Annotated in this window: 26 protein-coding genes; 13 read left to right on the top strand and 13 right to left on the bottom strand. The window is 72.2% G+C overall.

Going from position 1 to position 26993, the window contains the following annotated elements:
* Positions 1 to 33: 33 nt before the first annotated feature.
* The gene (locus tag DTL70_RS12200; protein WP_114021932.1) at positions 34 to 1122 is read left to right on the top strand and encodes a hypothetical protein; all 1089 of its coding nucleotides are present in this window, start codon (positions 34 to 36) and stop codon (positions 1120 to 1122) included.
* Here DTL70_RS12200 and DTL70_RS12195 read toward each other — a convergent pair.
* The 4 genes from DTL70_RS12195 to DTL70_RS12180 form a co-directional block, all read right to left on the bottom strand.
* Entirely contained in the window at positions 1109 to 2110 is a 1002-nt protein-coding gene (locus DTL70_RS12195; protein WP_114021931.1) for a pyridoxal-phosphate dependent enzyme, read from the bottom strand. The genes DTL70_RS12200 and DTL70_RS12195 overlap by 14 nt on opposite strands.
* 96 nt (positions 2111 to 2206) lie before the next feature.
* Positions 2207 to 3178: a GTPase Era gene (era, locus tag DTL70_RS12190; protein ID WP_114021930.1), complete on the bottom strand. Its 972-nt coding sequence runs from the start codon at positions 3176 to 3178 to the stop codon at positions 2207 to 2209.
* Positions 3179 to 3244: 66 nt separating this feature from the next.
* Positions 3245 to 3619, bottom strand: coding sequence for a cytidine deaminase (locus tag DTL70_RS12185; protein ID WP_181860896.1), 375 nt, complete (start codon positions 3617 to 3619; stop codon positions 3245 to 3247).
* Positions 3620 to 3698: 79 nt separating this feature from the next.
* Positions 3699 to 4349 (bottom strand): MmyB family transcriptional regulator, encoded by a 651-nt coding sequence (locus DTL70_RS12180; RefSeq protein ID WP_147266769.1) that lies wholly within the window; start codon positions 4347 to 4349, stop codon positions 3699 to 3701.
* 138 nt (positions 4350 to 4487) lie between these two features.
* On the opposite strand from DTL70_RS12180, the gene DTL70_RS12175 reads away from it, so the two are divergent.
* Positions 4488 to 5591, top strand: coding sequence for an MFS transporter (locus tag DTL70_RS12175; RefSeq protein ID WP_342776486.1), 1104 nt, complete (start codon positions 4488 to 4490; stop codon positions 5589 to 5591).
* A gap of 51 nt (positions 5592 to 5642) precedes the next feature.
* On the opposite strand, the gene DTL70_RS12170 is transcribed toward DTL70_RS12175, so the two are convergent.
* From DTL70_RS12170 to DTL70_RS12145, 6 genes are all read right to left on the bottom strand, one after another.
* Entirely contained in the window at positions 5643 to 6455 is an 813-nt protein-coding gene (locus tag DTL70_RS12170) for a hypothetical protein (protein WP_114021928.1), read from the bottom strand.
* 188 nt (positions 6456 to 6643) lie between these two features.
* Positions 6644 to 7006: an MmcQ/YjbR family DNA-binding protein gene (locus DTL70_RS12165; RefSeq protein WP_114021927.1), complete on the bottom strand. Its 363-nt coding sequence runs from the start codon at positions 7004 to 7006 to the stop codon at positions 6644 to 6646.
* Between the two features lie 143 nt (positions 7007 to 7149).
* Entirely contained in the window at positions 7150 to 8487 is a 1338-nt protein-coding gene (locus tag DTL70_RS12160) for a hemolysin family protein (protein WP_114021926.1), read from the bottom strand.
* Complete coding sequence (gene ybeY, locus DTL70_RS12155) at positions 8484 to 8984, bottom strand: rRNA maturation RNase YbeY (protein ID WP_114021925.1); 501 nt, start codon at positions 8982 to 8984, stop codon at positions 8484 to 8486. The genes DTL70_RS12160 and ybeY overlap by 4 nt, the downstream gene beginning before the upstream one ends.
* A 12-nt stretch (positions 8985 to 8996) precedes the next feature.
* A complete protein-coding gene (locus DTL70_RS12150; protein WP_114021924.1) occupies positions 8997 to 10064 on the bottom strand; it encodes a PhoH family protein in 1068 nt (355 codons plus the stop codon).
* A 194-nt stretch (positions 10065 to 10258) separates the two neighbouring features.
* Positions 10259 to 11377 (bottom strand): carbohydrate kinase family protein, encoded by a 1119-nt coding sequence (locus DTL70_RS12145; RefSeq protein WP_245979313.1) that lies wholly within the window; start codon positions 11375 to 11377, stop codon positions 10259 to 10261.
* A 1160-nt stretch (positions 11378 to 12537) separates the two neighbouring features.
* Here DTL70_RS12145 and DTL70_RS12135 point away from each other — a divergent pair.
* Positions 12538 to 13344, top strand: coding sequence for an HAD family acid phosphatase (locus DTL70_RS12135; protein WP_114021921.1), 807 nt, complete (start codon positions 12538 to 12540; stop codon positions 13342 to 13344).
* A 42-nt stretch (positions 13345 to 13386) separates the two neighbouring features.
* Here the strand turns inward: DTL70_RS12135 and DTL70_RS12130 are convergent, their stop codons facing one another.
* Entirely contained in the window at positions 13387 to 13662 is a 276-nt protein-coding gene (locus DTL70_RS12130; RefSeq protein WP_114021920.1) for a protealysin inhibitor emfourin, read from the bottom strand.
* A gap of 66 nt (positions 13663 to 13728) precedes the next feature.
* The gene (locus DTL70_RS12125; protein WP_114021919.1) at positions 13729 to 14826 is read right to left on the bottom strand and encodes a M4 family metallopeptidase; all 1098 of its coding nucleotides are present in this window, start codon (positions 14824 to 14826) and stop codon (positions 13729 to 13731) included.
* Between the two features lie 382 nt (positions 14827 to 15208).
* Between DTL70_RS12125 and leuA the strand changes: the two genes are divergently transcribed.
* The 8 genes from leuA to DTL70_RS12085 all read left to right on the top strand — a co-directional run bounded on the left by leuA (position 15209) and on the right by DTL70_RS12085 (position 24509).
* On the top strand, positions 15209 to 17008 hold the full coding sequence (leuA, locus tag DTL70_RS12120; protein WP_181860890.1) for a 2-isopropylmalate synthase: 1800 nt from the start codon (positions 15209 to 15211) through the stop codon (positions 17006 to 17008).
* 195 nt (positions 17009 to 17203) lie between these two features.
* Complete coding sequence (locus tag DTL70_RS12115; protein WP_114021918.1) at positions 17204 to 17872, top strand: tellurite resistance TerB family protein; 669 nt, start codon at positions 17204 to 17206, stop codon at positions 17870 to 17872.
* 124 nt (positions 17873 to 17996) lie between these two features.
* Positions 17997 to 19379 carry a GH1 family beta-glucosidase gene (locus DTL70_RS12110; protein WP_114021917.1) on the top strand — a complete coding sequence of 461 codons (1383 nt, stop codon included), beginning with the start codon at positions 17997 to 17999 and terminating at the stop codon, positions 19377 to 19379.
* A complete protein-coding gene (locus DTL70_RS12105) occupies positions 19376 to 20659 on the top strand; it encodes an MFS transporter (RefSeq protein WP_425470350.1) in 1284 nt (427 codons plus the stop codon). Before DTL70_RS12110 ends, DTL70_RS12105 begins: the two co-directional genes overlap by 4 nt.
* Before the next feature lie 71 nt (positions 20660 to 20730).
* Positions 20731 to 22035: a sensor histidine kinase gene (locus DTL70_RS12100; RefSeq protein WP_114021916.1), complete on the top strand. Its 1305-nt coding sequence runs from the start codon at positions 20731 to 20733 to the stop codon at positions 22033 to 22035.
* Positions 22032 to 22808 carry a response regulator gene (locus DTL70_RS12095; protein ID WP_114021915.1) on the top strand — a complete coding sequence of 259 codons (777 nt, stop codon included), beginning with the start codon at positions 22032 to 22034 and terminating at the stop codon, positions 22806 to 22808. The genes DTL70_RS12100 and DTL70_RS12095 overlap by 4 nt, the downstream gene beginning before the upstream one ends.
* 57 nt (positions 22809 to 22865) lie before the next feature.
* Positions 22866 to 23624 carry a DNA repair protein RecO gene (gene recO / locus DTL70_RS12090; RefSeq protein ID WP_114021914.1) on the top strand — a complete coding sequence of 253 codons (759 nt, stop codon included), beginning with the start codon at positions 22866 to 22868 and terminating at the stop codon, positions 23622 to 23624.
* Positions 23625 to 23675: 51 nt separating this feature from the next.
* Positions 23676 to 24509, top strand: a complete 834-nt coding sequence (locus DTL70_RS12085; RefSeq protein ID WP_114021913.1) for an isoprenyl transferase — start codon at positions 23676 to 23678, stop codon at positions 24507 to 24509.
* Between the two features lie 43 nt (positions 24510 to 24552).
* Here DTL70_RS12085 and DTL70_RS12080 read toward each other — a convergent pair whose 3' ends face one another.
* Entirely contained in the window at positions 24553 to 25527 is a 975-nt protein-coding gene (locus DTL70_RS12080) for an SDR family NAD(P)-dependent oxidoreductase (RefSeq protein ID WP_114021912.1), read from the bottom strand.
* Positions 25528 to 25650: 123 nt separating this feature from the next.
* On the opposite strand from DTL70_RS12080, the gene DTL70_RS12075 reads away from it, so the two are divergent.
* On the top strand, positions 25651 to 26163 hold the full coding sequence (locus tag DTL70_RS12075; RefSeq protein ID WP_245979301.1) for a TetR/AcrR family transcriptional regulator: 513 nt from the start codon (positions 25651 to 25653) through the stop codon (positions 26161 to 26163).
* 659 nt (positions 26164 to 26822) lie between these two features.
* Positions 26823 to 26951, top strand: coding sequence for a hypothetical protein (locus tag DTL70_RS34765; RefSeq protein WP_281278672.1), 129 nt, complete (start codon positions 26823 to 26825; stop codon positions 26949 to 26951).
* Positions 26952 to 26993: the final 42 nt, after the last annotated feature.

Here is a 26993-nt window from a genome sequence, read left to right as displayed (position 1 = left end):
TGATGAGGCGGGCGGGGCAGGGAAGGGGCGGGGATGGCGCACTGGACGGCGGAGAGACAGGGAGCGGCTCCCGCGGAGCCGGAGCGGGTCGGCGGCGCGGGCTGGACGGCCGCGTGGCTGACGGGGGCCGTGACGCTGTCCGCGGAGGGCGCGCTCGCGCTGGTCGCCTTCTTCCTCGCGGGCTTGCGCGAGGAGCACTATGTCGCCGCCGGTATCCCCGCCTACGTCGGATATCTCCTCGCGGCCGTGGTCGCCGCGGCCGTGCTCGGCCTGGCGGGCCTGATCGGCTCGGCGGCGGCCGTCCTGCCGGTCGTGCGGCTGTCGCGCTGGTCGGCCCGCAGGATCGGGCGGGCGGAGACGATCGGCTGGTGCCTGACTGCTTGCGGAGCGGTCGCCACGGCGGCCGCCGTGTGCACCGGGGTGCCGATCGGGCTGCTCGGCGGCAGTCGGACGGTGCTTCCGCTGGTGCTTCTCGCGGCGTTCGTCGGCTTGGTTCCCGCCGTCCTGTGCACGCGGGCCGTGACCGTGCTGCGCCGCACCGGTGCGCGGTTCGGGCTGGCCGGGGCGGTGCTCGTGGGCGGTCTGACGCTCTCGGCGCTGGTGCTCGTCGGCGGTCTTGCGGCCTACGGGACCGGCCTGCTCCAGAAGTACGAGCCGCCACGGCTCACCGCCGCGCAGCTCCTCGGCACATGGACCGACGGCCAGGGCGGCACCCTCACCCTCAGGGCTGATGGCACCGCGGCGGCCGACGATCTGGACGTCCACACCGCGCAGGCGGCGCGCGGCGGGGACGCACCCGAGCAGTGCAGCGGCTCCGGCACGTGGGCGCGGAGCGATGCGCCGCCCCGGACACCGCAGCTCGACCTCAGTGTCAGCGGGTGTCTGGAGGGCGTCGGCTGGCAGTTCGGCGGCACAGCCCACCCTCTACTACTGGATCGGCGACCCGGATTCCCTCAACCAGTACGCCCTGCACCGCGGATCGCCGGTGCCGTAGCCGCGGGGGCTCGCGATACGGCTCTCGTCCTGCTCGATGTGCCCCAGGCCGATGTCCGCCCGGCGGTGCCCGCCCGCCCTGGCCGGCGTCCTCGGATGCCGGCCGCAGCCCGGGTCAGCCGGCCATGACGCTGGTGAGCCGCTCCAGGCCGATGTTGCCGCCCGAAAGGAGGACGCCCACCCTCCTCGGGCCCGCACCCTCCGTGTGCCCCGCGGGCGGCGGGTCGAGGCGGTCGGCGAGCAGGGCGGCCAGCGCGCAGGCGCCCGCGGGCTCGACCAGCATCTTGAGCCGTTCGAGGACGAACCGCATCGCCGTGCGCAGCTCGTCCTCGCTCACCAGCAGGACGCTCTCCAGGAGCCGCCGGTTGATCGGATACGTCAGGGCGCCGGGCGTGGTGGCGGTCAGGGCGTCGGCGATGGTGTGCGGCACCCGAACGCTCACCCGCTCGCCGGCCGCCAGGGAGCGGGCGGTGTCGTCGCCCGCCTCCGGCTCGACGCCGAACACGCGCATGCCGGGACGCAGCCCCTTGGCGGCGGTGGCGCATCCGGCGGCCAGCCCGCCACCGCCCACCGGGACGAGCAGCGCGTCCAACTCGCCCACCTCCTCCAGCAGCTCCAGGGCCGCGGTGCCCTGACCCGCCATGGTGCGCGGATGGTCGTAGGGCGGGATGAGGGTCAGCCCGCGGTCGGCGGCGAGCTTCTCGCCGATGGCTTCCCTGCTCTCGGTGTAGCGGTCATAGGTGACGACCTCGGCTCCGTACCCCGCTGTCGCGTCCAGCTTGGCCGTGGGGGCGTCGGCGGGCATGACGATGACGGCGCCGGTGCCGAACTCCCGGGCGGCGAGCGCGACCGCCTGCGCGTGGTTGCCCGACGAGTAGGCCACCACGCCGTGCTCCCGCTGGCGCGGGGTGAGCTGCGTCATCCAGTTGTAGGCCCCGCGGAACTTGAAGGCGCCGGCCCGCTGGAGGTTCTCGCACTTGAGGAACACCTCGGCCCCGACCAGCCGGTCGAGCGTGCGGGAGCGCACGACGGGCGTCCTGTGCACCCCTGCCTCGATGCGGGCGGCCGCCTGCCGGATGTCGTCCAGCGTCAGTACGGGATCGGTGGTCTTGGTCACCTTGTGACCGTATCCCAGGGGTACGACACCCTTCGCCAGAGGGCCCGTGCCTGCCGAAGGGCGGCAGGCACGGCGCTCCTCAGAAGCCGGGACTCCTCAGAAGCCGAGCCGGCGCAGCTGCTTGGGGTCGCGTTGCCAGTCCTTGGCCACCTTGACGTGCAGATCGAGGTAGACGGGGGTGCCCAGCAGCGCCTCGATGTGGCGGCGCGAGGTCGAGCCGACCTCCTTGAGCCGCTTGCCCTTGGGTCCGATGACGATGCCCTTCTGGCTGGGCCGCTCCAGGAAGATGTTGGCGTGCACGTCCAGCAGGGGACGGTCAGCAGGGCGGCCTTCGCGGGGCACCATCTCCTCCACCACCACGGCGATCGAGTGCGGCAGCTCGTCACGGACGCCTTCCAGCGCGGCCTCGCGGATCAGCTCGGCCACCATGACCTGCTCCGGCTCGTCCGTCAGGTCGCCGTCCGGGTACAGCGGCGGGCCCTCGGGCAGCAGCGGCACCAGCAGGTCGGCCAGCAGCTCCACCTGGGTGCCCGCGGTGCCGGAGACCGGAATGATCTCGGCCCACTCGATGCCCAGCTCCTTGCCGAGCTGGTCGACGGCCATGAGCTGCTCGGCGAGGGCCTCGTTCGTCACCAGGTCGGTCTTGGTGACGACGGCGACCTTCGGTGTCTTCTTCCGCACTTCGGCCAGCTCGCCGGCGATGAACCGGTCACCCGGGCCGATCTTCTGGTCTGCCGGCACGCAGAAGCCGATGACGTCGACCTCGGCCCACGTGGTGCGCACCACATCGTTGAGGCGCTCGCCCAGCAGGGTGCGCGGCTTGTGCAGCCCGGGGGTGTCCACCAGGACGAGCTGCGCGTCGGACCTGTGCACGATGCCGCGCACCGTGTGCCGGGTGGTCTGCGGCCTGGTGGAGGTGATCGCGACCTTCGTGCCCACCAGCGCGTTGGTCAGCGTCGACTTGCCCGCGTTCGGGCGGCCGACGAAGCAGGCGAAGCCCGAGCGGTACTCGGCCGCGTCCGGATCGTTGCCTGCGGCGGCACCGGGGGCGGTGGAGGAAGCGTTCATGCGCTCCATTGTCCCCGATGGCCGGTACGGGCCCGCACGCCGACTCCGGGCGCCCGGGCGCGGGGCTCAGCCCGCCGTCACCGTCGCACGGAGGGTGCCGTCCGGGCCGGCCAGGAGCACCGGTGTGGCGGGGCCGCCCAGGTCCCGCACGGTCGCCAGGTCCTCGTCCGGCACCTGCTCCGCGTCCGCGACGACGGCCGCCGCCTCCAGCGACTTCGCGCCCGAGGCCACGGCCATGGCCACGGCGGTGCGCAGCGCCGACAGCTGGAGCGAGGGCAGCGCGACGGAGCCCGCCACATAGGTGCGGCCGGTCTCGTCCCGTACGGCGGCGCCCTCGGGGACGGCGTTGCGTGCGCGGGCGCTGCGGGCCAGCGTGAGGATCTTGCGGTCTTCCGGGTCGAGCCCGTCCGTGCTGCTCAGGTCACTCATGACGGCGAGCATATGCGGTGCGCGGGCGCCCACGAGAGGGCGCCCCGCGACCCGGCGGCCGGCCCGTGCCCTGGGCGCCGTGCCCGTACGGTCAGCCCGCGACCTGGTGCATGCCCGCGCGGCGTACCTCGGGATCGGTCAGCCGCGCCAGCTTCTTAGCCGTGCCGGTGCCCGCCACGGGGTTGTGCAGGATCAGGTGCAGGTCGGGGCGGGCCGGCACCTGGAGCGTCGTCGCCTCGAAGTACAGGGCGCCGACGACGGGGTGGTCCAGCTCCTTGAGTCGCTGGCCCGGGCGGCACACGTCGCTCTGCGCCCACAGCGCGCTGAACTCCGGGCTGCTGCGCAGGAGCTCGCTCAGCAGCTCCCGGAACCCCTCGTCCTGGGGCCACTCCGCCAGCGAGGCGCGCAGTTCGGCCACCACGCCGGGCGCGTTCCTCTCCCAGCTGAGCGAGCGGGCGCGGTAGCGGTCGTCGCAGAAGAAGCTGATGAGGCAGTTCTCCTGGGGTTCGATGCCCATCACCAGGCGGGCCGACTCGTTCATCCCGACCGCGCTGAAGTACGGGTCCATGATGTGAGCCGGGTAGGGCATCCAGCCGTCGATCAGCCGCTGGAAGCCGTCGCACAGGTAGTCGCGGTCGTGCTCGGACTCGGGCAGCGGCGGGTTGAGCCCGGCCAGCACGTACAGGTGCCGGCGCTCGGCCTGGCTCATCCGCAGCACCCGCGCCACCGCGTCCAGCACCACTCTTCGGCCGCCTCGGCGACCAACTCGGCCGCCGCCGCACGTTCCTGGCCGGCCTCGCCCTCTTCACCGCCGCCTCCGTGCTGGCCGCCCTCGCCCCCGACGCCCCCCCTCTTCCTGGCAGGCCGCGCGCTCCAGGGCGTGGGCGCCGCCGCGCTCGTGCCCACCGGCATGGCGCTGATCACCACCTCCTTCGCCGAAGGCCCCAAGCGCACCAAGGCGCTGAGCATCAACGGCTCCCTGATGGCGCTCGGCTTCACCGTCGGCATGGTCGTCGGCGGCATCCTGACCGACACCCTGGGCTGGCGCTCCACCATGGGCCTGCTCGGCGCCGGCGGCGGCCTCGTGCTGGTCCTCGCGCCGCGGCTGCTGGCCGAGAGCAGGGGCGGGCGCGCCCGGCTCGACGTGCCCGGTGCCCTCACCGTCACCGCGGGCCTCTTCTCCGTGATCTACGGGCTGTCCACCGCGGCCGAGGGGGGCTTCGCCAGGGCCGACGTGCGGGTCGCGCTCCTGGCCGGGCTCGCGCTGCTCGCGGTGTTCGTCCGGGTCGAGGCCCGCAGCGCCGATCCGCTGCTGCCGCTGTGGCTGCTGCGCCGCCCCACCGTCGCCTTCGGCAACCTGGGCGGTCTGGCCACCGTTTCGATGATGACCGCCGTCGTCTTCCTCATGACCCTCTACCTGCAGGACCTGCTGGGCGTCTCCGCGCTCGTCACCGGCCTCGTCTTCGGCGTGCAGGGTCTCGCCTCCGTCGCGGGCGGCGTCCTGGCACCCCGGATCGCCTGGCGCATCGGCGCGCCCCGCACCCTGGCCCTCGCACTGATCGGCCAGGGCGCGCTGACGGCGGCGCTGACGGGGCTCGGCGTGGACGCCGGGCTGTGGCTGGTCCTGAGCGCCCTCTCGCTGGCCAGCGTCCTGCACCTGGTCGCGGTCGTCACCTACGGGGTGACCGCCACCTCGGGGCTGGCCGACGCCGAACAGGGCCGCGCCACCTCCCTGGTGACCAGCGCGATGCAGCTGGGCATGGCGCTGGGCATTCCGCTGCTGAGCGCGCTGTCCGTCGGCTGGGCCGGTGCCGTACGCGCCGGCGGCGCCGACGCCGCGGCGGCGACGCTCGCCGGTATCAGGCTGAGCGTCGCCGCCGACGCCGCGGTGCTGCTCGCGGTCGGACTGCTCGTCGCCCTGACGGTGGGGCGCCGCCGGACGGTCCCCGGCCGGGGAGGAGACCGGGGCCGGAACCGGGACTGAGGCCCGGGGCCGCGGGCTCGGGGCCGGCCCCCTGGGGCTGGGGTCTGGGGATCAGTCGTCCTGCTCCGGCGGCACCGTCGGAGTGGGCGTCCGGCCCTTGGCGACCGCCTTGAGGCGCTTGGCCGCCTCCTTGGCCACGTCGCTGGTCATCTTGGTGTCGCCCTTGCCCGTGGTCAGCAGGGCGAGACCGGTGGTGGACCGCTCCGCGCGGGTGAGGACGAGGTCCAGCGTGAGCTGTTTCCCGTCCGCCGAGCCGCCCTTGGCTCTGCCCCGCAGGCGGGCGCCCGCGCTGTCCGCGCCGGTCTTCGGCTTCAGCTCGGATACCTTCCACTCGACGGTGGTCGCGTTGTTGCGGGTGGTGACCTTCTTGCAGCTGTCCCGCACGCTCTTGAAGGTGCTCAGCGCCCGCTTCGCGTCGCGGGTGGCGTCGTAGGAGGCGATCTCGCTGGACAGGTACGGGCCGCTCGCTGACTTGCTGTAGTCGCGCGAGGCGTCGGTCCGTGCCTCGTGCTTGTCCAGATCGCCACCGAGCGCGTCCATCAGCTTCTTGCAGTTGCGGTCCTTGGTGCTCAGATCGTCGGGCGCGTCACCCGCCGCCGTGGTGTCGTCCAGATCCGCGCTCTTCCACCCCGCCGGCAGGTTCTGCTCGACCACCAGCGCCGCGCGCGCCTGCTCTTCGCTGAGCGGGCCGGCCGCCTTCGAGGGCGAGCCCGTGGGGGTCGCGTCGGACTTCGAGGGCGAGGGCGAGTCTCCGCCGGAGTTGGACTCGCTGTCGCCACCGCATCCGGCGACGGACAACAGGACGGCGGCGGACACGGCACCGACGAGCGGGGCACGGCGGTACGAGGGGCGAGGACGCGGCATGGCGGGAGGCCTTTCGACGAGGGCTCCCCCTACCGCACCAGCTGCCCGCGCCGGCCACCACCCCACCTGCGCCGAACGGGCGACGGGCGCCCGAACGCCCCTGCGGCGCCCGGCAGTGGCCCAGCCGACGCCCGGCAGCCCCCTTGACGACGCGCACCGCACGCGCGGCACGCTCGCCGGGCGGGCGGTCAGCTGCCGCCGAGCCGCAGCCGCTCCCAGCGGGGCAGCCCGGCGACCACCAGGTCCCAGGAGTCCTCGACCATCTCGCGTACCACGCGATCCGGCAGGCTGCCGTCGAGCGTGACCGTGTTCCAGTGCCGCTTGTTGAGGTGCCAGCCGGGCCGCACCGCCGGACACGTCTCGCGCAGCCGGAGCGCGATCTCCGGTTCGCACTTGAGGCTGACCCGCAGTGGCGCTTCGTCCAGCGAACTGAAGGCGAAGATCCGCCCCTTGACCTTGAACGTGGACAGCCCGGGGTTCGCGGGGAACGGAAAGTCCTCCCACGCGTCGTTCTGTCCCAGACAGCAGGCTCTGAGCTCCTCCGGCGTCATGGAACAAGCCTAGGGAGGGGGTACGACAACGCGGCGGCCCAAGGCGGCCATGGCCGCGCCTGGCGACCGCGGCGGGCCACGGCGGTGGGGGGCGGGCCAGAGCACCGGCGGGAGGCCGGCAGGAGAGCGCTCCCGCCGGCGCCTCAGCCCTCGCCGACGGCGGCGCTGTGCTCGCCGTCGGTCATCACGGGCTCGCGCACCGCCTCGACCAGCACCGTCACGATCTTGTTGCGGCGCCCGGCCGGGGACTCGGCCGTCAGCCGCAGCCCCGTCAGTGTCGGATCGGAGTGGTCCTCGGTGACGTCCACGACGGTGGTGGCCCCGGCGATCGGAACCCGGCCCAGCGACTTGGCCAGCAGCCCACCGACCGTCTCCACGTCCTCGTCGTCCCAGCCGGTGAGCCCGTACAGCTCGCCCAGATCGGCGATGTCGAGACGCGCGGTGACGCGGTAGCGGCCCTCGCCCAGGTCCTCGACGGGCGGCAGCTCGCGGTCGTACTCGTCGGTGATCTCCCCGACGATCTCCTCCAGGATGTCCTCGATGGTCACGACGCCCGCCGTGCTGCCGTACTCGTCGATGACGACGGACACGTGGATCCGGTCCTGCTGCATCTCGCGCAGCAGGTCACCGGCGTTCTTGGTGTCGGGCACGAACGTGGCGGGGCGCATCGCGGTCGAGACCAGCTCGCTCTCCGCGTCGCGGCTGATGTGCACCTTCCGCGCCAGGTCCTTGAGGTAGACGATGCCCACGACGTCGTCCTCGTTCTCGCCCACCACGGGGATCCGCGAGAAGCCGGAGCGCAGCGCCAGGGTCAGCGCCTGGCGGATCGTCTTGAACCGCTCGATGGTGATCAGGTCGGTACGCGGCACCATCACCTCGCGCACCAGCCGGTCGCCGAGCTGGAAGACGGAGTGCACCATCTTCCGCTCCTCCGCCTCGATCAGCGACTCCTGCTCGGCGAGGTCGACCATCGCGCGCAGCTCCGCCTCGCTGGCGAACGGGCCCTTGCGGAACCCCTTGCCCGGCGTCAGCGCGTTGCCCAGCAGGATCAGCAACTGCGGCACGGGGCCCAGGATGCGGGCCAGCGGGAGCAGCACGAAGGCGGAGGCCGTCGCCGTGTTGAGGGGGTGCTGGCGGCCGATGGTGCGGGGCGAGACACCGATCGCCACGTAGGAGGCGAAGACCATGACCCCTATCGCGACGGCCAGCGCCTGCCAGGTGCCGTCGATGGCCCGCAGGCACGCGTACGTCACCAGCGACCCGGCCGCCACCTCGCACGCCACCCGCAGCAGCAGGGCGAGGTTGAGGTAGCGGGTCGGGTCGGCGGCCACGGCCGCCAGCTTGTCGCTGCCGCGCCGCCCCTGGCGGACCGCCTCCTCGGCGCGGTAGCTGGTCGTACGGGCCAGACCCGTCTCGGCGCACGCGGCCAGCCAGGCCACGATCACCAGCAGCACCACGGCTGCGATCAGCGGCGTGCTCACGAGGTGGTGGTGGGGGCAGGAGACGGTCCTGTCAGGCCCTGCTCGGCGCGCCAGCCGTCGACGATCGCGGACTGCAGGCCGAACATCTCGGCCCGCTCGGCGGGCTCCTCGTGGTCGTAGCCCAGCAGGTGCAGCACCCCGTGCACGGTGAGCAACTGGAGCTCCTCGTCCATGGAGTGCTTGGTCGGCGCGTCCGCGCCCTGCTTCGTCGCGACCTGGGGGCACAGCACGATGTCCCCGAGGAGCCCCTGCGGGGGCTCCTCCTCGTCCCGGGAGGGCGGGCGCAGCTCGTCCATCGGGAACGACATCACGTCCGTGGGCCCCGGCAGGTCCATCCACTGGAGGTGCAGCTGCTCGATCGTCTCGGGGTCGACGCAGATGACCGACAGCTCCGAGAGCGGATGGATGCGCATCCGGGCCAGCGCGTAACGGGCGATGTCGAGCAGTGCCTGCTCGTCGACCTGGTGCCCTGACTCGTTGTTGACGTCGATCGACATGGTGCGGGGCGACTACTTCCTCTTGCCGTTGTTCCGCCTGGACGGCGGGGCTTCGCTCTCGCTCCGGGCCTCGCGGGCGCTGTCGTAGCGCTCGTACGCGTCGACGATACGGCCCACCAGCTTGTGCCGGACCACGTCGGTGCTGGTCAGCTGCGAGAAGTGGACGTCCTCGACGCCCTCCAGGATCTCCCGTACCTGGCGCAGCCCGCTCTTCGTGCCGCCGGGCAGGTCGACCTGCGTCACATCACCGGTGATCACGATTTTGGAGTCGAAACCGAGTCGGGTGAGGAACATCTTCATCTGCTCGGGGTTCGTGTTCTGCGCCTCGTCCAGGATGATGAACGCGTCATTGAGCGTTCTTCCCCGCATATACGCCAGCGGAGCCACCTCGATGGTGCCCGCCGCCATCAGCCGGGGGATCGAGTCCGGGTCCAGCATGTCGTGCAGCGCGTCGTACAGCGGCCGCAGATACGGGTCGATCTTCTCGTAGAGCGTGCCCGGCAGGTAGCCGAGCCGCTCACCCGCCTCCACGGCGGGACGCGTCAGGATGATCCGGGTGACCTGCTTGGCCTGGAGCGCCTGCACCGCCTTGGCCATCGCCAGATACGTCTTGCCGGTGCCTGCCGGGCCGATGCCGAAGACGACCGTGTGCGTGTCGATCGCGTCCACGTACCGCTTCTGGTTGAGCGTCTTGGGGCGGATCGTGCGGCCGCGGTTGGAGAGGATGTTCTGGGTGAGCACCTCGGCGGGCGTCTCGTCGGTGCCGCCCGTGCCGTTCTCCTGTGCGCGGAGCATGGAGATGGAGCGCTCCACCGCGTCCTCCGTCATCGGCTGACCGGTGCGCAGCACCAGCATCATCTCGTCGAAGAGGCGCTGGACGAGCGCCACCTCCGCCGGGTTGCCGGTCGCGCTGATCTCGTTCCCCCGGACATGGATGTCCGTGTCGGGAAACGCGTCCTCGATGACGCGCAGCAGGGAGTCTCCGGAGCCCAGCACCGTGACCATCGGGTGCTTGGGAGGCACGGTGAAGCGGGCTGTCTCCTGCCCGGATCCGGCCTGGGATGGGGTTGTCTGCGTCATGGGCGGCCTCTGGGACCTGCTCATCTCCCTCTCTGCGCCGTTGTTGCTACGGCTTCCAGGGTACGACGCCCCTCCCGTGGGGCTCACCGGTTTTGCGCCCCACGCGTACGTCGTCGTGTCCTGGCCGCCGCTGTCCCCGCTGCTCTCAGGGGCGCGTACGTCCTGGGCCGGGCGGGGCCGTGCGCCGGGCCGGGTCAGGACGGGGGCTGCTCCGGTGGCCGGAAACCCAGCGTGGGGACCGCCCGCCGTGGCGGAGCCGACGCCGCGCACCCCGCCAGGATCCGCTCGAGGAAGGCGTAGCGCGCGCGGTGCGGCCCGTGCGCGCCCACACCGCGCCACCAGGCGGCGATCTCGGGCCAGCCGGGCGCCGACAGCGAACCGCCGAACTCCTGTACGGACAGCGCGGCGGTCAGCCCCGCGAAGGCGAGCCGCTCGGCGAGCGGCCAGCCCGCCAGGCTGCCGGTGACGAAACCGGCGACGAAGACGTCCCCCGCGCCGGTCGTATCCAGCGCCTCCACGGCCACCCCGGGCACGTGGGCCGCCTCGCCGGTACGGGCGTCCACGGCGTACGCCCCCTCGGAGCCCAACGTGACCACCGCGAGCGGCACGTACTCCGCGAGAGCGTGCGCGGCGGCGCGCGGGCACTCGGTGCCGGTATAGCGCATCGCCTCGACCGCGTTCGGCAGGAACGCCTCGCAGTGGGGCAGCTCGGCCAGCGCCGCGAGGTCCCAGCGGCCGGTCTCGTCCCAGCCGACGTCCGCGAAAATCCGGCTCCCGCGCCGCGCCGCCGCCGCGATCCACTCCTGGGCGCGGCCAGGAACCAGCGACGACACGCACGCGGTCGAGGGCGGCGGGCACCCCGGCGCTTCCGGGTCGTAAGCCCCGCCGTGCGACCCCGCGCCCTCGGGGGACCCCGCCTTCCGCGGCGGCGCCTCGTGCCCGTGCGAGATCATCGTCCGCTCGCCCTCGTAGGCCATCGAGACGGTGACGGGCGAGTGCCAGCCGGGCACCGTGTGGGACAACGACAGGTCGATGCCCTCACCGGCCTCCAACTCCTCCCGGCAGTAGTCGCCGTACATGTCGTCGCCGAACGCCGCCGCGAGCGAGGTGCGCAGCCCCAGCCGGGCGAGCGCGGTGGCCATGTTGGCGATGCCGCCGGGCGAGGAACCCATGCCGCGCGCCCACGACTCGGTGCCGCGCACCGGAGCCGAGTCGAGCCCGGTGAAGATGATGTCGAGAAAGACCGTCCCGGTCAGGTACACGTCCCGGGAAGGCCCGTCCGGCGCGCGCACCGCGGCCAGCGGATCGAGCAACGGCCGCGAGAGCGCGGCCCGGGGCGCCTGCCACGGATGCGCGAGCCCGCCCCCGACCGCCCCCGCGCCGTGCACCGGCGGCTGCTCACCGCAGGGCGGCGCCTGCCCGTCGCCGGGTCCCGGCTGTCCGTCGCCGGGGGCCGTGTGCCCGAGGCCGGGCACCGGTTGTCGGCGGCCGTGCGCGGGTCCGCAGCTGTCCGCTCCGCGGTCGGGCGCGGGTTCACGGGCGGACTCCGGCTGCTCACCGTCCGGCACCGGAACGGAGCCGGACACCGGCTCGTCGCCGGGAGCCGGCTGCTCAGGCCGGGCCGCGTCCGCTCGCGGCGGGGTCGCGTCCGCTCGCGGCGGAGCCGGGTGCGGGGTGGCGGAGCCCGGCTGTCCAGGCAGCGGCGGCCGGTCGTGGCCGCCTGATGCCGACGGGCCGGACTCGGGGCTCCTGCGCGTGCTCACCGTGCTCACCGTGCCTTCTGCGTCAACTCACCGTGCGCGTTCCGCCATGACGCGGAACGCCCGCCACGGGCCGGGCCGCCCGTCGTGGCGGGAAGCGCCCGCCACCAAGCAGAACGCCCGCAAGGCGCCGAACGCCCGCCGCCACGCGGTACACCCGCCGCAGCGTGCCACCGACGATAGTGCCTGCGTACCCGCGCCGACGCCCCGGCGCGGGACGGGTTCCCCAGGACGCAGGTCCGCGCGCACCCGGGGCCGCGCGCCGCTTCGGCGCAGTCGCTGGGCCGTCCGGTCGGCGCGACGGGGGATGGTGCGGACGGTCGCGCGGGAGGGGGCGGCGCTCCGCGTCGGAGCGGGTCAGCGTCGAGACGGCGGTGGGCTCGGTGGCGGGCGCGGCGACGGGGGCGACGGTGTCATCCCGCGCCCGGCCGCCCCCTTGGCCGCGGTTCGGGGCCGTCCCGTGCGCGGCGTCGCCGAGGAGGGCGGCAGGCCCACCTGATAGGGGGACAGCGGGGTGGCAGGTTCGACGCCGTCGTGACGCAGCCGCTGTCGACGGCGCGGCGCGGTCGGGTGGACCGGCCGTCGCCCGGCTCGGCTCCGCCCGGCGGGGGTGCGGTTTTTGCCCACTGTTGAATCTCCGCGCGTAGATAACGACTTGGCGGCACTGCTACGTTCCCCGGGTTCCTCAAGCCCCCGCCTTCTCAGGAGCCGGTATGTCCCGTCGGTCCGTCCGCACCGTTCTGCCTCTCGTGGCCGTCGCAGCTCTCGCCGGTACGGCGTTCTTCGGGGTCGGTCAGGCCACCGCCGAGCACGCGGTGCCCAGGAGCGACAAGGAGATCCCCAACCTCGACCAGGTGAAGACGAAGATCGAGGCGTACTACGGCGACATCGAGACCGGGGACGGCGAGCACTACGCCTCTCCGCGGGGCAACTACGCCAAGCAGACGCGCGGTATCGCGGCGAAGGCCCGTAAGGACATCGAGCGGGACCTGCACGGGCACGGCCACCACCGCGATGGCGGCGGTCACGGGAAGAGCAGGCCGGCCATCGTGTTGGACGTGGACGACACCACGTTGCTGACCTACAACTTCGAGCGCCGTATCGGCTACAACTTCAGCCCCGAGGCGCAGGACGACTACCTGCGCACCGAGGACATGGCGCCGGTGTTCGGCATGCGGAAGTTCGTCAACTGGGCCCACGACAAGGGGGTCACGGTCTTCCTGGTGACCGGGCGCGCGGAGTACCAGCGGGACTGGAGCGTGCGGAACCTGAAGAAGGCGGGGTACGACATGCCCGTCGACAAGGAGCACTTCTTCCTCAAGGACGAGAAGAACCCGCCCGCCTACCTGGAGTGCGGGAGCGACTGCACGACGGTGGAGTACAAGTCGGGCACCCGCGCCCACATCGAGGACCAGGGGTACGACATCCTGGCCAACTTCGGGGACCAGTACAGCGACCTCGCGGGCGGGCACGCCGCCCGCGAGGTCAAGCTGCCGAACCCGATGTACTACCTCCCGTAGCGGAGCCTCCCGTGGCGGAGCCGCCGCGGCCCGTCCGCGGCGTCAGGCTCCTTCCTTGAGGACCTTTCTCACCAGCGCGGACTGCGCCTCGGTGAGCTTGGGGTCGGCGAAGTGGGCGGTGCCGTGGGTGCCGCCCTCGACGTCGAGCTCGTAGTGGAACCCGTCGGGCACCCCCATGGGGGCCTCGCTGAGGCCCTCGCGCAGTGCCCGGTCGGCCAGTGACGCGACCTCGTCGGCGTCGGGCCGTCCGGTGGTCTCGAGGGTGGCCCGGCGGGTGAGTCCGCCGAAGCCACCCGTGCGGATGACGGTGATACGCATGCTTCCATCTTCCCGGCCATCCGGCCGCACGTTAAGGGCCGGGCGGCCGGCTTTACGCACTCGTGGTCAGGCTGGGTCCACACCCACCTCGGACCAGCACTTGCGTACCGCCTCCACCTCGTCGCTGCCGTCGCCGTAGCGGGCCTCGGCGGCCTCGGCTGTCGCCTTGGCGAAGGCGGCGAAGTCGGTGTCGGCCTGCAGGGTGCCGCCGGTGAGGGTGTCGTACCAGATCTGTCCGGCCCGCTCCCAGGCGTTGCCGCCCAGGTCGGCGGCCAGCTTGTAGAAGGCGTGGTTGGGGATGCCGGAGTTGATGTGCACGCCGCCGTTGTCGGAGCTGGTGTCGACGTAGTCGTCCATGGTCGCCGGCTGCGGGTCCTTGCCCAGGACGTCGTCGTCGTAGGCGGTGCCGGGGGCCTTCATCGAGCGCAGCGCCTCGCCCTCGACCTGGTCGGTGAACAGCCCCGAGCCGATCAGCCAGTCGGCCTCCTGGGTGCTCTGGCCGAGGCTGTGCTGCTTGATCAGGGAGCCGAACACGTCGGAGACCGACTCGTTGAGCGCCCCGGACTGGCCGAAGTACTCCAGGTTGGCGGTGTACTGCGTCACTCCGTGGGTCAGCTCGTGGCCGATGACGTCGACGGGCAGGGTGAAGTCGCGGAAGACCTCGCCGTCGCCGTCGCCGAAGACCATCTGTTCGCCGTCCCAGAAGGCGTTGTTGTACTCCTCGCCGTAGTGGACGCTGGCGTTCAGCGGCAGGCCGGCGCCGTCGATGGACCAGCGCTCGTAGACGCTGAGGTAGAGCTCGAAGGTGGCGCCCAGCGCGGCGTAGGCCCGGTTGACGGAGGCGTCCTGGGAGGGCGCGCCGCCCTCCTCGCGGACCTTGGTGCCGGGGAGCTGTTCGGTGTGCTGTGCGTCGTAGATGGTGCGCTGCGGCTTCCGCTCGGCGGGGTCGACGTCGGCCGGAGCGGGCGCCGCGGAAAGCAGGCCGTGACGCACGGTAGTGATCTGGCGTCGGGTGCGCTGGGTCGCGTCCCGTTCGAGGGTGCGCCGGGCGGGCCGGGAGAAGAGGTCGTCGCCGTGCCTCGATACCTGGTCGAGGAGGTGAGGGGGCACGATCGTGCAGAAGACGGGGTGGGGCTGCGGGGAGCGCGCGCGTTGTGACTTCATAGAAAGCAATGTGGCACTGAGTCACCATCCTGTCACCACTGGTGTCATGATTTCCCGCGAAACGGTGGTGAACGGGATGCTGAAACGTCCCTTTCGCGCCTGTCTCGCCGCCGCACTCCGGTATCCCGCATGGTGATACGCCTCTGTCGGCACGGCGGGCCTCCGTTATGCTGCTGACATCATGCGTTTCGGGCTGCTTCTTCTTAGCTGCCGCGGCGAGGGTCTGTAGCCACCGCAAGGCCGACCCCCTCCCCGCGGAGTTCGATGCTGTCGTCGGTCCTTACGAAACCTTCGCCCTGTGCCCGCGCATGTGTCCCCGGCCGAGCCTCATCACCTCGGCGGACCCGGCGGGCGGCGAGACATCCGCAGGAGCCTTCGCGTCATGACATCCCAGGCTGACCAGGACAATCAGGCAGAACGTTCACCGCGTTCCCCCATCAGCCGCGCCACCCCGATCACCGCCGCCTCGGTACGCCAGCGCCCCTCCGGGATGCCGGTCCACAGGTACGGGCAGTACGAGGCCGTCGACATCCCCGACCGCACCTGGCCTGGCAACCGGATCACCAAGGCGCCCCGCTGGCTGTCGACCGACCTGCGCGACGGCAACCAGGCGCTGATCGACCCGATGTCCCCGGCCCGCAAGCGCGAGATGTTCGATCTGCTGGTGCGCATGGGCTACAAGGAGATCGAGGTCGGATTCCCCTCCTCGGGCCAGACGGACTTCGACTTCGTGCGGTCCATCATCGAGGAGGACGCGATCCCCGAGGACGTGACGATCTCCGTCCTCACCCAGGCCCGTGAGGAGCTGATCGAGCGCACCGTCGAGTCGCTCAAGGGTGCTCACCACGCCACCGTGCACCTGTACAACGCGACGGCCCCCGTCTTCCGCGAGGTCGTCTTCCGGGGCAGCCGCGACCAGGTCAGGCAGATCGCCGTGGACGGCACCCGCCTGGTGCTGGAGTACGCCGAGAAGCTGCTGGACGACCGCACAGCCTTCGGCTACCAGTACAGCCCGGAGATCTTCACCGACACCGAGCTGGACTTCGCGCTGGAGGTCTGCGAGGGCGTGATGGACGTGTGGCAGCCGGAGGAGGGCCGCGAGATCATCCTCAACCTGCCCGCCACCGTCGAGCGCTCCACGCCCAGCACCCACGCCGACCGCTTCGAGTGGATGGGCCGCCACCTGTCGCGGCGCGAGCACGTCTGCCTGTCCGTGCACCCGCACAACGACCGCGGCACCGCCGTGGCCGCCGCCGAGCTGGCCGTGATGGCGGGCGCCGACCGCGTCGAGGGGTGCCTGTTCGGGCAGGGCGAGCGCACCGGCAACGTCGACCTGGTCACCCTGGGGATGAACCTGCTCAGCCAGGGCGTCGACCCGATGATCGACTTCTCGCAGATCGACGAGATCCGCCGTACCTACGAGTACTGCAACCAGATGGAGGTCCACCCGCGCCACCCGTACGTGGGCGACCTGGTCTACACGGCCTTCTCCGGCTCCCACCAGGACGCCATCAAGAAGGGCTTCGAGGCGATGGAGGCCCGCGCGACCAAGGCGGGCAAGACGGTGGACGACATCGAGTGGGCCGTCCCCTACCTGCCCATCGATCCCAAGGACGTGGGCCGCTCCTACGAGGCCGTCATCCGGGTCAACTCGCAGTCGGGCAAGGGCGGCATCGCCTACGTGCTCAAGGGGGAGCACAGCCTGGACCTGCCGCGCCGCATGCAGGTGGAGTTCTCCCGGATCATCCAGGAGAAGACCGACGCGGACGGCGGCGAGGTGACCTCCGCCGACATCTGGGCGGCCTTCCAGGACGAGTACCTGCCCACGCCCGAGAAGAGCTGGGGCCGCATCGCGCTGCGCGGGGCGCAGACGTCGGCGACGAGCGAGGGCGCCGACGCGCTCACCGTCGAAGCCGTCGTCGACGGTGAGCCCGTGACCCTCAGCGGTACGGGGAACGGGCCGCTGGCCGCCTTCTTCGACGCGCTGCACGCGCTGGAGGTGGACGTGCGGCTGCTCGACTACGTGGAGCACACCATGAGCGAGGGCGTCGGCGCCCAGGCCGCCGCCTACATCGAGTGCGCCATCGACGGGCAGGTGCTGTGGGGCGTGGGCATCGACGCCAACATCGTGCGCGCATCGATCAAGGCAGCCGTCTCGGCGGTCAACCGCGCCTACCGCTGAGGGTGAAGCGGCCGAAACCGCTGCTGGGAGCCGCCTGTCGGCCCCCGGCGGCGGGGCGGGCCGCCGTCTTTGCAGTGGCCGAAATGCGCGACGCGGAAGCGAATCGTCGGCCGTGGGGCTGACTCGGCCGCACGACTGTGGTTAACATCACGTCCATCCGGCGACGTTGCCGAATCGTGATGGAGGTGCGAGGCCATGCGCCAACGACCCTTCCGTGTACGTCTCGCAGGGGTCCGCACGAGCTGGCGCACCCTCGACGACGGCGACTTCTTCTGCCCCGGCTGCGGAGGTGACCGCCGCTACCGCAGACGCACGGGGAGGCGCCGCTTCGTGCTCCTGGGCGTCCCGCTGCTCCCCCGCGGCCCGGCCGGGCCCGTCGTCGAATGCGTCGCCTGCCGCGACCACTTCGCCGTCGGCGCGCTCGACCACCCCACCACGGACCGGCTCGCCACCATGCTCCGCGAGGCCGTGCACAGCGTGGCGCTCGCCGTGCTGGCCGCCGGCGGCGCCCAGGCGCGCGCGGCGCGTGAGGCGGCCGTGGAGACGGTGCGCACGGCCGGCTTCCCCGGTTGCCGCGAGGAGGAGCTGATGACGGTGCTCGCCGCGCTCACGCAGGAGAGCGGTCCAGGCGAGCGCAGCCCGGTGTCGCGGGAGATCGAACTGCACGAGGTGCTGGCCCCGCTCGCCCCGCACCTGGCCGTGCCGGGCCGCGAGAGCCTGCTGCTCCAAGGGGCGCGGATCGCGCTCGCCGACGGCGTGTACTGCGCGGCCGAGCGGGAGGTGCTGACCACCGTCGGGCAGGCCCTGCGGATCGCCACGCAGGACGTGGACCGGCTGCTCACCCAGGCGCACACCCCCTCCTGAGCCCAGGCGCACACCCCCTCCCGACCCGCCGTAACGGCGCGGCCCGCCGTGCCGGGTGGGGCGCCAACACCGGTGTTACGCACGAGTATTGACGGGCGTACGGCCGCGCTGATGAGTTGGCCGTATGACGAGCCATCAGCCGCTGCCTGCCTTCCCCGACGGGTTCCTGTGGGGGACGTCGACCTCCGCCTTCCAGATCGAGGGGGGCGTCGGGGCGGACGGGCGGGGCCCCTCCGTCTGGGACGCCTTCACCCGGCAGCCGGGCCGCATCAAGGACGGCAGCGACGCCGCCGTCGCCACCGACCACTACCACCGGTGGCGCGAGGACGTCGCACTCCTGCGCGAGCTGGGCGCGGGGGCCTACCGGTTCTCCGTCTCCTGGCCGCGCGTCCTGCCCACCGGCACGGGCGAGGTCAACGCGCCGGGGCTCGACTTCTACGACGCGCTCGTCGACGCGCTGTGCGAAGCGGGCATCGAGCCGGTGCCCACCCTCTTCCACTGGGACACGCCGCTGCCGCTGGAGGAGCGCGGCGGCTGGCTGGAGCGGGACACCGCACAGCGGTTCGCCGACTACGCCGACGCGGTCGCCGCCCGCCTCGCCGACCGCGTCACCCGCTGGATCACGCTCAACGAACCCGCCGAGGTCACCCTCCTCGGCTACGGCCTCGGCGACCACGCACCCGGCAAGAGGCTGCTGTTCGACGCGCTGCCCGCCGCCCACCACCAACTGCTCGGCCACGGCCTCGCCGCCCGCGCGCTGCGCGCCCGCGGCGTGCGCTCGATCGGCGTCGCCAACTCGCACGGACCCGTCTGGCCGGTGTCCTCCAGCGAGGAGGACACCGGCGCCGCCGCGCTCTACGACCTGCTCACCAACCGGCTGTTCGCCGAACCGCTGCTGCTGGGCCGCTACCCCGACGAAGGGCTGGCCGCCATGCTGCCGGGGCCCGTCGCCGACGACCTCGGCCTGATCGGCGACTCCCTGGACTGGTACGGCGTCAACTACTACCAGCCCACCCTCGTGGGCGCCCCCGACCCGCGCACCCAGGCGGACGAGTTCGCCGGCATCGGCATACCCGCCGAACTGCCCTTCGGCATCAGGGAGATACCCGGCAGGGAACGCACCGGATTCGGCTGGGCCGTCGTCCCCGAAGGGCTCCGCGAGACCCTGCGGACCCTGCGCGAGCGGTACGGCGAGCGGCTGCCTCCCGTCCTCGTCACGGAGAACGGCTGCGCCTACCCGGAACCGGTGGCCGACGCCGGCAGGATCGCCTTCCACGACGCGCACCTGCGCGAGCTGCACGCCGCCCTCGAAGAGGGGGCCGACGTCCGCGGCTACTTCGTCTGGTCGCTGCTGGACAACTTCGAGTGGGCCGAGGGGTACGAGCAGCGCTTCGGGCTCGTCCACGTCGACTACGCGACAGGCGAGCGTACCCCCAAGGACTCCTTCCGCTGGCTGCGGGACGCGCTGCGCGCACAGCGCCCCCCGGGGCGTGAGAGCGGCCGGTGACGATCCCCCCTCCGACCGGAGAGGCCGGCGGCCCCGCCGACCCCGCCGCCGGGCCCCTCGCCGAGCCGACCACGCCGGTCACCCCGCGCTGGACGACGGCGCTCTCGCTGGCCAACGGCTCGGTATGGGTGGGCTGGTACGGGCCCCTCCAGGTGCTCCTCGCCCTCCAAGCGGCCGAACTGGCGCCCGCGGGATGGGGCAAGGAGTCCGTACTGGCCTGGGTGACGGGCATCGGCGCCGCCGTCTCCCTGGTCGCCAACCCCCTCTTCGGAGCCGTCTCCGACCGCACCACCTCCCGCTGGGGGCGGCGCGTCCCCTGGATCGTCGCGGGCGTGGCGGGCGGCGCCGCGGGCCTGGTGGTCCTCGCGCTCGCGCGGAACATGACGGCGATGGTGCTGGGCTGGTGCCTGGTGCAGCTCGCGCTCAACGCCACCTTCGCCGCCCTGGTCGCCGCCGTCCCCGACCGGGTACCGGCCGGGCAGCGCGGAGCCGTCGGCGGCTGGCTGGGCGTCTCCCAGACCCTCGGCGTCGTCCTCGGCACCGGCCTGGCCATGGCCGCGGGCGGCCTCACCGCCGGCTACCTGGCCTGCGCGCTGTTCACCGTCCTCGCCGTGGGCCCGTACGTGCTGCTGCGCCAGGACACGCCGCTGCCGCCCGCGCTGCGGCCCGCGTTCACCTGGCGGAGCTTCACCCGCGGCTTCTGGATCAGCCCGCGCGCCCACCCCGACTTCGGCTGGGCCTGGCTGACCCGCCTCCTGGTCAACCTCGGCAACGCGCTGGCGCTGCTGTACCTGCTGTACTACCTGCGCGACGCTCTGCACGTCGCGGCGCCCGAGCACGGGGTCCTCGTCCTGACCGCCGTCAACGCCGCGCTGCTGCTGGCCACCGTCGTGGCCGGCGGCGTCTGGTCCGACCGCGTGGGACGGCGCAAACCCTTCGTCCTGGGGGCCGGCGTCGTGATGGCCGCCGCCTCGGCGCTGATGGCCTGCTGGCAGACCTGGACGGGCGTCCTGTGCGCGGCGGCCCTGCTGGGTGTCGGCTTCGGCGTCTTCACCTCCGTCGACTTCGCCCTCATGGCGGACGTGCTGCCCGCCGCCCTCGACCGGGGCAAGGACCTGGGCGTCATCAACATCGCCAACTCCCTGCCCCAGGTCGCGGCCCCCGCACTGGCCGCGCCCCTGGTCACCCACGCCGGCGGCTACCCCGCCCTCTACCTCACCTCCGCCGCCGTCGGCCTCGCCGGCGCCCTCTTGGTGCTGCGCATCCGCGGGGTCCGCTAGCCCCGGGTCCGCGGACGGCACCCCCGGCTGCCCCAACCCTTTGCCGCTGGCGCAGGATTGGGCGTGTGCGGATGCCACGGGACCCGATGAACACCGTCATGGACCGCGTCCTGCGGCCCCGGAGCCCCTCGGTGCCCGTCGCCCGGAACGACCTGCTGCTCGCGCTGGGCATGTGCCTGGCGCAGGCCGCCATGGCCGCCACCGCGCCGCCCTCCGACGGGCGCACCCCCACGGTGCTGGGCTGGGCGCTGCTCACCTGCTCCGGCGCCGTGCTCGCGCTGAGACGCAGGGCGCCGTGGCTGACCGTGGCCGTGATCGTCGCGTGCGTCGGCCCCTACCACGCCCAGGACTTCTCCCACTACGCGGCGGTGCCCGCAGCCCTCGTCGCCCTGTACTCGATGGCCGCGGCCGGACCCCCGTGGCGCACCTTCACCACGCTCGGCGTACTCGTCGGCGTCATGGCGACGGTGATGGGCAGCCTCGGCGCCACCCGGCAACTGGGCGAGATGCTGCGCTCCTCCGGATGGCTGGTGGTGTGCGTCCTCGTCGGTGAGGCCATCCGCATCCACCGTGACTACGTCGCCGCCGTGGTCGAGCGCGCCGAGCGGGCCGAGCGCACCCGCGAGGAGGAAGCCGCGCGCCGCGTCGTCCAGGAACGGCTGCGCATCGCCCGCGACCTGCACGACCTGCTCGCCCACAGCATCACCCTGATCGGCGTGCAGACCTCGGTGGCCGCACACGTGCTCGTCGCCGACCCCGACCGGCTCGACCGCGAAGCCGTCGCCAAGGCGCTCGACGGCATCTCCGACACCTGCCGCGGCGCCCGCACCGAACTGCGGACCACGCTGGAGGTGCTGCGCGCCGGCGACGCCGACGGCAGGGAACCGCTGCCGGGCCTGTCCTCACTGCCCGACCTGGCGCGGGCGGCGTGCGAGGCGGGCGCCCACGTCGAACTGTCCGTGGACCGCGCCGCGCACGACCTGGCGCCCGAGCCCGCCGTCGGAGCCGCCGCCTACCGCATCGTCCAAGAGGCACTGACCAACGCCGTGCGCCACGCCGGGGCCTCGGTCGGCGTGCGGGCCGCGGTGGAGGGCGCCGGCGCCGCGCTGCGGGTGAGCGTCGTCGACGACGGCGGCGCCGCAGGCACCCGGGCAGCCGCCGCCGAGCAGGCCGGGGACAGGGGAGGGTTCGGCATCGTCGGCATGCGGGAGCGGGCCCGCAGCGTCGGCGGCACCCTCGAAGCCGGGCCGCGCGCCGGCGGCGCCGGCTTCGCGGTGACCGCCCTGCTGCCGGCGCGGCTCGCGCCCGCCCCGTCCCCCTCTCCGTCCCCTTCTCCGTCCACGGAACACGCCCTTGGGAGGAAGGAACCTCGATGAGCGGCCAGACGCATGGCCCGGCGAGCGCGTCGCCGAGTGGGAGAACGCCGAGCGCGCCGCGCGGCACCGACACCCCCCTGCGGATCGTCCTCGCCGACGACCAGACGCTCGTCCGCTCCGCCTTCGCCATGCTCATCGCCTCGGCGCCCGGCATGACCGTCGTCGGAGAGGCCGGCACGGGACGCGAAGCCGTCGCGCTGGCCAGGTCGGCACGCGCCGACCTGGTCGTCATGGACATCCGCATGCCCGACCTCGACGGCATCGAGGCCACCCGGCTGATCGCCGCAGCCGACGACCTCGACCAGGTGAAGATCCTCGTCCTGACGACGTACGACACCGACGAGCACGTCGTCGAGGCCCTGCGCGCCGGGGCCTCCGCCTTCCTCGTCAAGGACACCAGGCCCGCCGAACTGCTCGACGCGATCCAAACCGTCGCCGCCGGCGACTCCCTCCTGTCGCCGGGACCCACGGCACGGCTGATCGCCCGCGTGCTGCGCACGCCGGAGCCCGGCGACGGTACGGGGCCTGCCGAGCCCGCCCCCGGCCTACTGGCCGTGCTCTCCGCTCGGGAACGCGAAGTCCTCGCGCTGGTGGCGCGCGGCCACAACAACGCCGAGATCGCCCACGCCCTCGCCCTGTCCCCGCTGACGGCCAAGACCCATGTGAGCCGCATCATGGGCAAGCTCTCCGTACGCGACCGCGCACAACTGGTGATCACCGCCTACGAATCGGGCCTCGTCACCCCCGGAGCCGCCCCGCAGCCACCCGACTGACACCCCGGTACGGGACAATGGCCCCATGTGCTCTTCCCGGGACGTGGCGGTGGTCGCGTGAGCTTGTTCCGCGACGACGGGATCGTCCTGCGCACGCAGAAACTGGGTGAAGCCGACCGCATCATCACGTTGCTCACTCGGGGGCACGGGCGGGTGCGCGCGGTGGCGCGCGGAGTGCGGCGCACGAAGTCGAAATTCGGGGCGCGGCTGGAGCCGTTCAGCCATGTGGACGTGCAGTTCTTCGCGCGGGGCAGCGATCTGGTGGGGCGCGGCCTGCCGCTGTGCACCCAGACGGAGACGATCGCCCCGTACGGCCGGGGCATCGTGGCGGACTACGACCGCTACACCGCGGGGACGGCCATGCTGGAGACGGCCGAGCGGTTCACCGACCACGAGGGCGAGCCGAACGTGCAGCAGTACCTGCTGCTGGTCGGCGGGCTGCGCACCCTCGCCTCCGGCGAGCACGGCGCGGGCCTGGTGCTGGACGCCTTCCTGCTGCGCTCCCTGGCCATGGGCGGCTACGCCCCCAGCTTCGCGGACTGCGCCAAGTGCGGAATGCCCGGGCCCAACCGGTTCTTCTCGGTGGCATCGGGCGGCGTGGTGTGCGGCGACTGCCGCGTCCCGGGCAGCGTCGTGCCGTCCCCCGAGGCGCTGCGGCTGCTGGGCGCCCTGCTGACAGGCGACTGGGAGACGGCGGACGCCGCCGAGCGGCGGCACTGCCGGGAGGGCTCGGGGCTGGTCTCGGCGTATCTGCACTGGCACCTGGAGCGGGGGCTGCGCTCCTTGCGGTACGTGCGGCAGGCGTCGAACGGTTAGGCTCGGGCGGGTCAGCTGTCCCTTGCCCCGCCCGCTGGAGATGAGTACCGAATGGCACGCCGCGGAATGCTGTCCTGGTCGCAGCAGCGCGAGTACCAGGCGCCCGAGCCGCATCCGTCGGGGGCCAGGCCGCCGAAGATCCCGGGTGAGCTCGTCCCGGGGCATGTGGCGGTCGTCATGGACGGCAACGGCCGGTGGGCCAAGCAGCGCGGTCTGCCGCGCACGGAGGGGCACAAGGTCGGTGAGGGCGTCGTGATGGACGTCCTCAAGGGCTGCCTGGAGATGGGCGTCAAGAACCTGTCGCTGTACGCGTTCTCGACGGAGAACTGGAAGCGTTCACCGGAAGAGGTGCGCTTCTTGATGAACTTCAACCGGGACGTGATCCGCCGGCGGCGCGACGAGATGGACGCCCTCGGCATCCGCATCCGCTGGGTGGGCCGGATGCCGAAGCTGTGGAAGTCGGTCGTCCAGGAGTTGCAGGTCGCCCAGGAGCAGACCAAGGACAACGACGCGATGACGCTGTACTTCTGCGTCAACTACGGCGGCCGCGCCGAGGTCGCGGACGCGGCGCGCGCCCTCGCCGAGGAGGTCGCCGCGGGCCGGCTCGACCCCTCGAAGGTCAACGAGAAGACGTTCGCGAAGTACCTGTACTACCGCGACATGCCGGACGTGGACCTCTTCCTGCGCCCCTCGGGTGAGCAGCGCACCTCCAACTACCTGATCTGGCAGAGCGCCTACGCGGAGATGGTCTACCAGGACGTGCTGTGGCCGGACTTCGACCGGCGCGACCTGTGGGCCGCCTGCCTGGAGTACGCCCAGCGCGACCGCCGCTTCGGCGGCGCACTGCCGAACGAGGGCGGAAGGTCCGCGTCGGGGAAGCCCTGAGCCGCCGAGAAAGCGGCATGACGCTTGCTGTGGCGCCGAGAGGTCAGGGGCGGCGGAGCAGGTCGGTTGAGACCGTCCAGAGGCGCTCGGCGGTGGCGGGGTCGAGCGCCCATTCCTTGACGCCGTGCGGGTGCTGCGCGAGGTCCGCGCCGTTCGGCACGGTGTAGGCCTCTTGCGCATCGTCGAGGTAGTGGCCTCCAAAGTGCGCGAACTCCGGGGCGACGGCCGCGACGATGCTGGTGGCAGCCCCCTGCTCGACCGTCTTGTACGTGAACACTCCGGCGGCTTCGGCCGCGTCGAGGGACTCCCTTTGTCGCGCTGTGAAGTTCCGTTGTAGCCCTGTCGCGACACCGCCGGGATTCACCGCATTGGCCGTGATGCCGTCGGACGCCCACAGGCGGGTCGCCTCGACGGCGAAGAGAGAGTTCGCCGTCTTCGACTGGGCGTAGGCGATCTGCGGATCGTAGCCGCGACGCTCGAAGTGGAGGTCGCCGAAGTCGATGCCGGAACGCATGTGCGCCGTCGAACTGACCGAGACGATCCGTGCTCCGTCGCGGTCGGCCGCTCCCCGTGCCAGGGCGTCGTGAAGGCCGGTGGCAAGGGCGAAGTGGCCGAGATGGTTCGTCGCGAATTGCAGCTCCCAGCCCTCGTGGGTGCGTTCGAGACCGCCAGTGACCACGCCCGCGTTGTTGATCAGCAGGTGAAGCGGGCCGCTCCAGGCGTCAACGAATCGCTTGACAGTGGTCCTGTCGGCGAGGTCGAGCCGGGCAACCCGGGGCCGTATTCCTCCGGTCGACTTCGCGATCGCCTCGGCGACGGCGTCACCCGCCCTCGTGTCGCGGACAGCGAGCGTCACCTGCGCCCCGGCAGCGGTCAACACGCGAGCCGTCTCGATCCCGAGTCCGGAGGAAGCTCCCGTCACGATCGCACGGACGCCGGTGAGGTCGACGCCCCGCAGGACCTCGGCCGCGGTACTCGAGGCGGTGAAGGGCGTGGAGAGGGGCTCGCGCGTGGTCATGCCGTCGACTATACGTACTAGACCTGCTTTGTATAGTGGGACTCTCGCTCATATGCTCGGTCCATGAGCAGTCCCGACGCCGGTCACCCTTCGTCTAGGGGCGCCGATATCGACCGTCGGACCATGGTTCTGGACTCCGCCATGGTCACGTTCGCGCGATTCGGCTACCGGAAGACCTCGATGGAGGAGGTGGCGCGGGCGGCGCACATCTCCCGGCCCGGTCTTTACTTTCTCTTCTCCTCCAAGGAGACGCTGTTCCGTGCGGCGGCCACCCAGGCCCTGGAGCGGGACATCGCGGCGGTCGAACATGTCCTGGCCGACGCCGGCCGACCCCTTCCTAAGCGCCTCCTCGAAGCGTTCGACCAGTGGGCGGGCCGTTACATCGGCCCGCTGACGCGCGACATCGCGGCGGTCATCGAGGACAACCCCGACCTCCTCGGAGAGGTCGCCGAGACCGCGCCGCGACGTTTCGAGGAACTGATCACAGAAGCGATCGCCGTCAAGTCAGGACGAGCCGCGGCCCCCCTCGTCGCACAGACGGTGATCAGTGCGTCGATCGGCCTCAAGCATCAGGCCGCGGTACGGGAGTTCTATCTCGAACGACTGGAGGTCGCCATCGATCTCCTGGTGCGCTGAAGACACGTGCCGAAGCTGCGTTGGGGGGCCTGGCCGGTACTGGAACACACACGCGCGCGGCGAAGGGCATCCTGGTGACAACTTCCTGGTCCGGCTGGGCCGGCGAGGCGTTCGCCGACGAGCATGGTCGGCTGCGGCTCCTTGACGGAGCCAACCCGGTGCACCCGTTCAAGGAGCACACGGACCTGGAGGTCGTTTCCGGGCCGGTCCCACCGAAGCGCAGGCCTCGGTAGGCCGAACCATGCCACAACGACCTCCCGAAGTCCGCCGCCTTGCCTTCCCAGGGCGGCAGCGAAGGCCGAGACCGGCAACGTCGCGGGGAGGAAGCCGCAGCGCATACGCGCACAGGATGGATGGTCTCAGCATGTGACCTCTCGCACTCGCCGAGAAGGAAGGGGCACGGCATGCCCTTGCCTTGCAAAGCAAGGCCACTGGTCGAGACGATCTACGCGCGTACCGTTCCAACAAGCGCAGACGTGGCACGGCACGGAGTGCCGCAACTGCCGAGGCTGAGCCGACTGTTGCTGCCTGATGTGGTGTCGGGTGGCTGTAAGGTTCTTCGACGTCACCCCGTCTTCCCTTTGGCAGGCCTGCGAGTCGCGGGCCCCCGCGGGGCCTACGAAACGAGGGCTTGCCCCAGCCCGGGAAGAAGGTGACACATGGCCGACCTCAACACGGAAGAGGGCGGCCGCAGCAGGTGGGCGGATCGCCTCAAGCAGCTGGCAGGCTGCCTGAGCTTCGCCCTCGCGATCTACAAGATCGCGCGCGAGATCTCCTCGCACCTGTAACCAGGAAGCCCCGGCCGGTCGCGCGGCCGAGGTCACCTGTGT

Origin of the sequence: Streptomyces diacarni, assembly GCF_003323715.1 — a bacterium.
GTDB lineage: Bacteria > Actinomycetota > Actinomycetes > Streptomycetales > Streptomycetaceae > Streptomyces > Streptomyces diacarni.
This window is presented reverse-complemented; position numbering and strand designations above follow the sequence as displayed.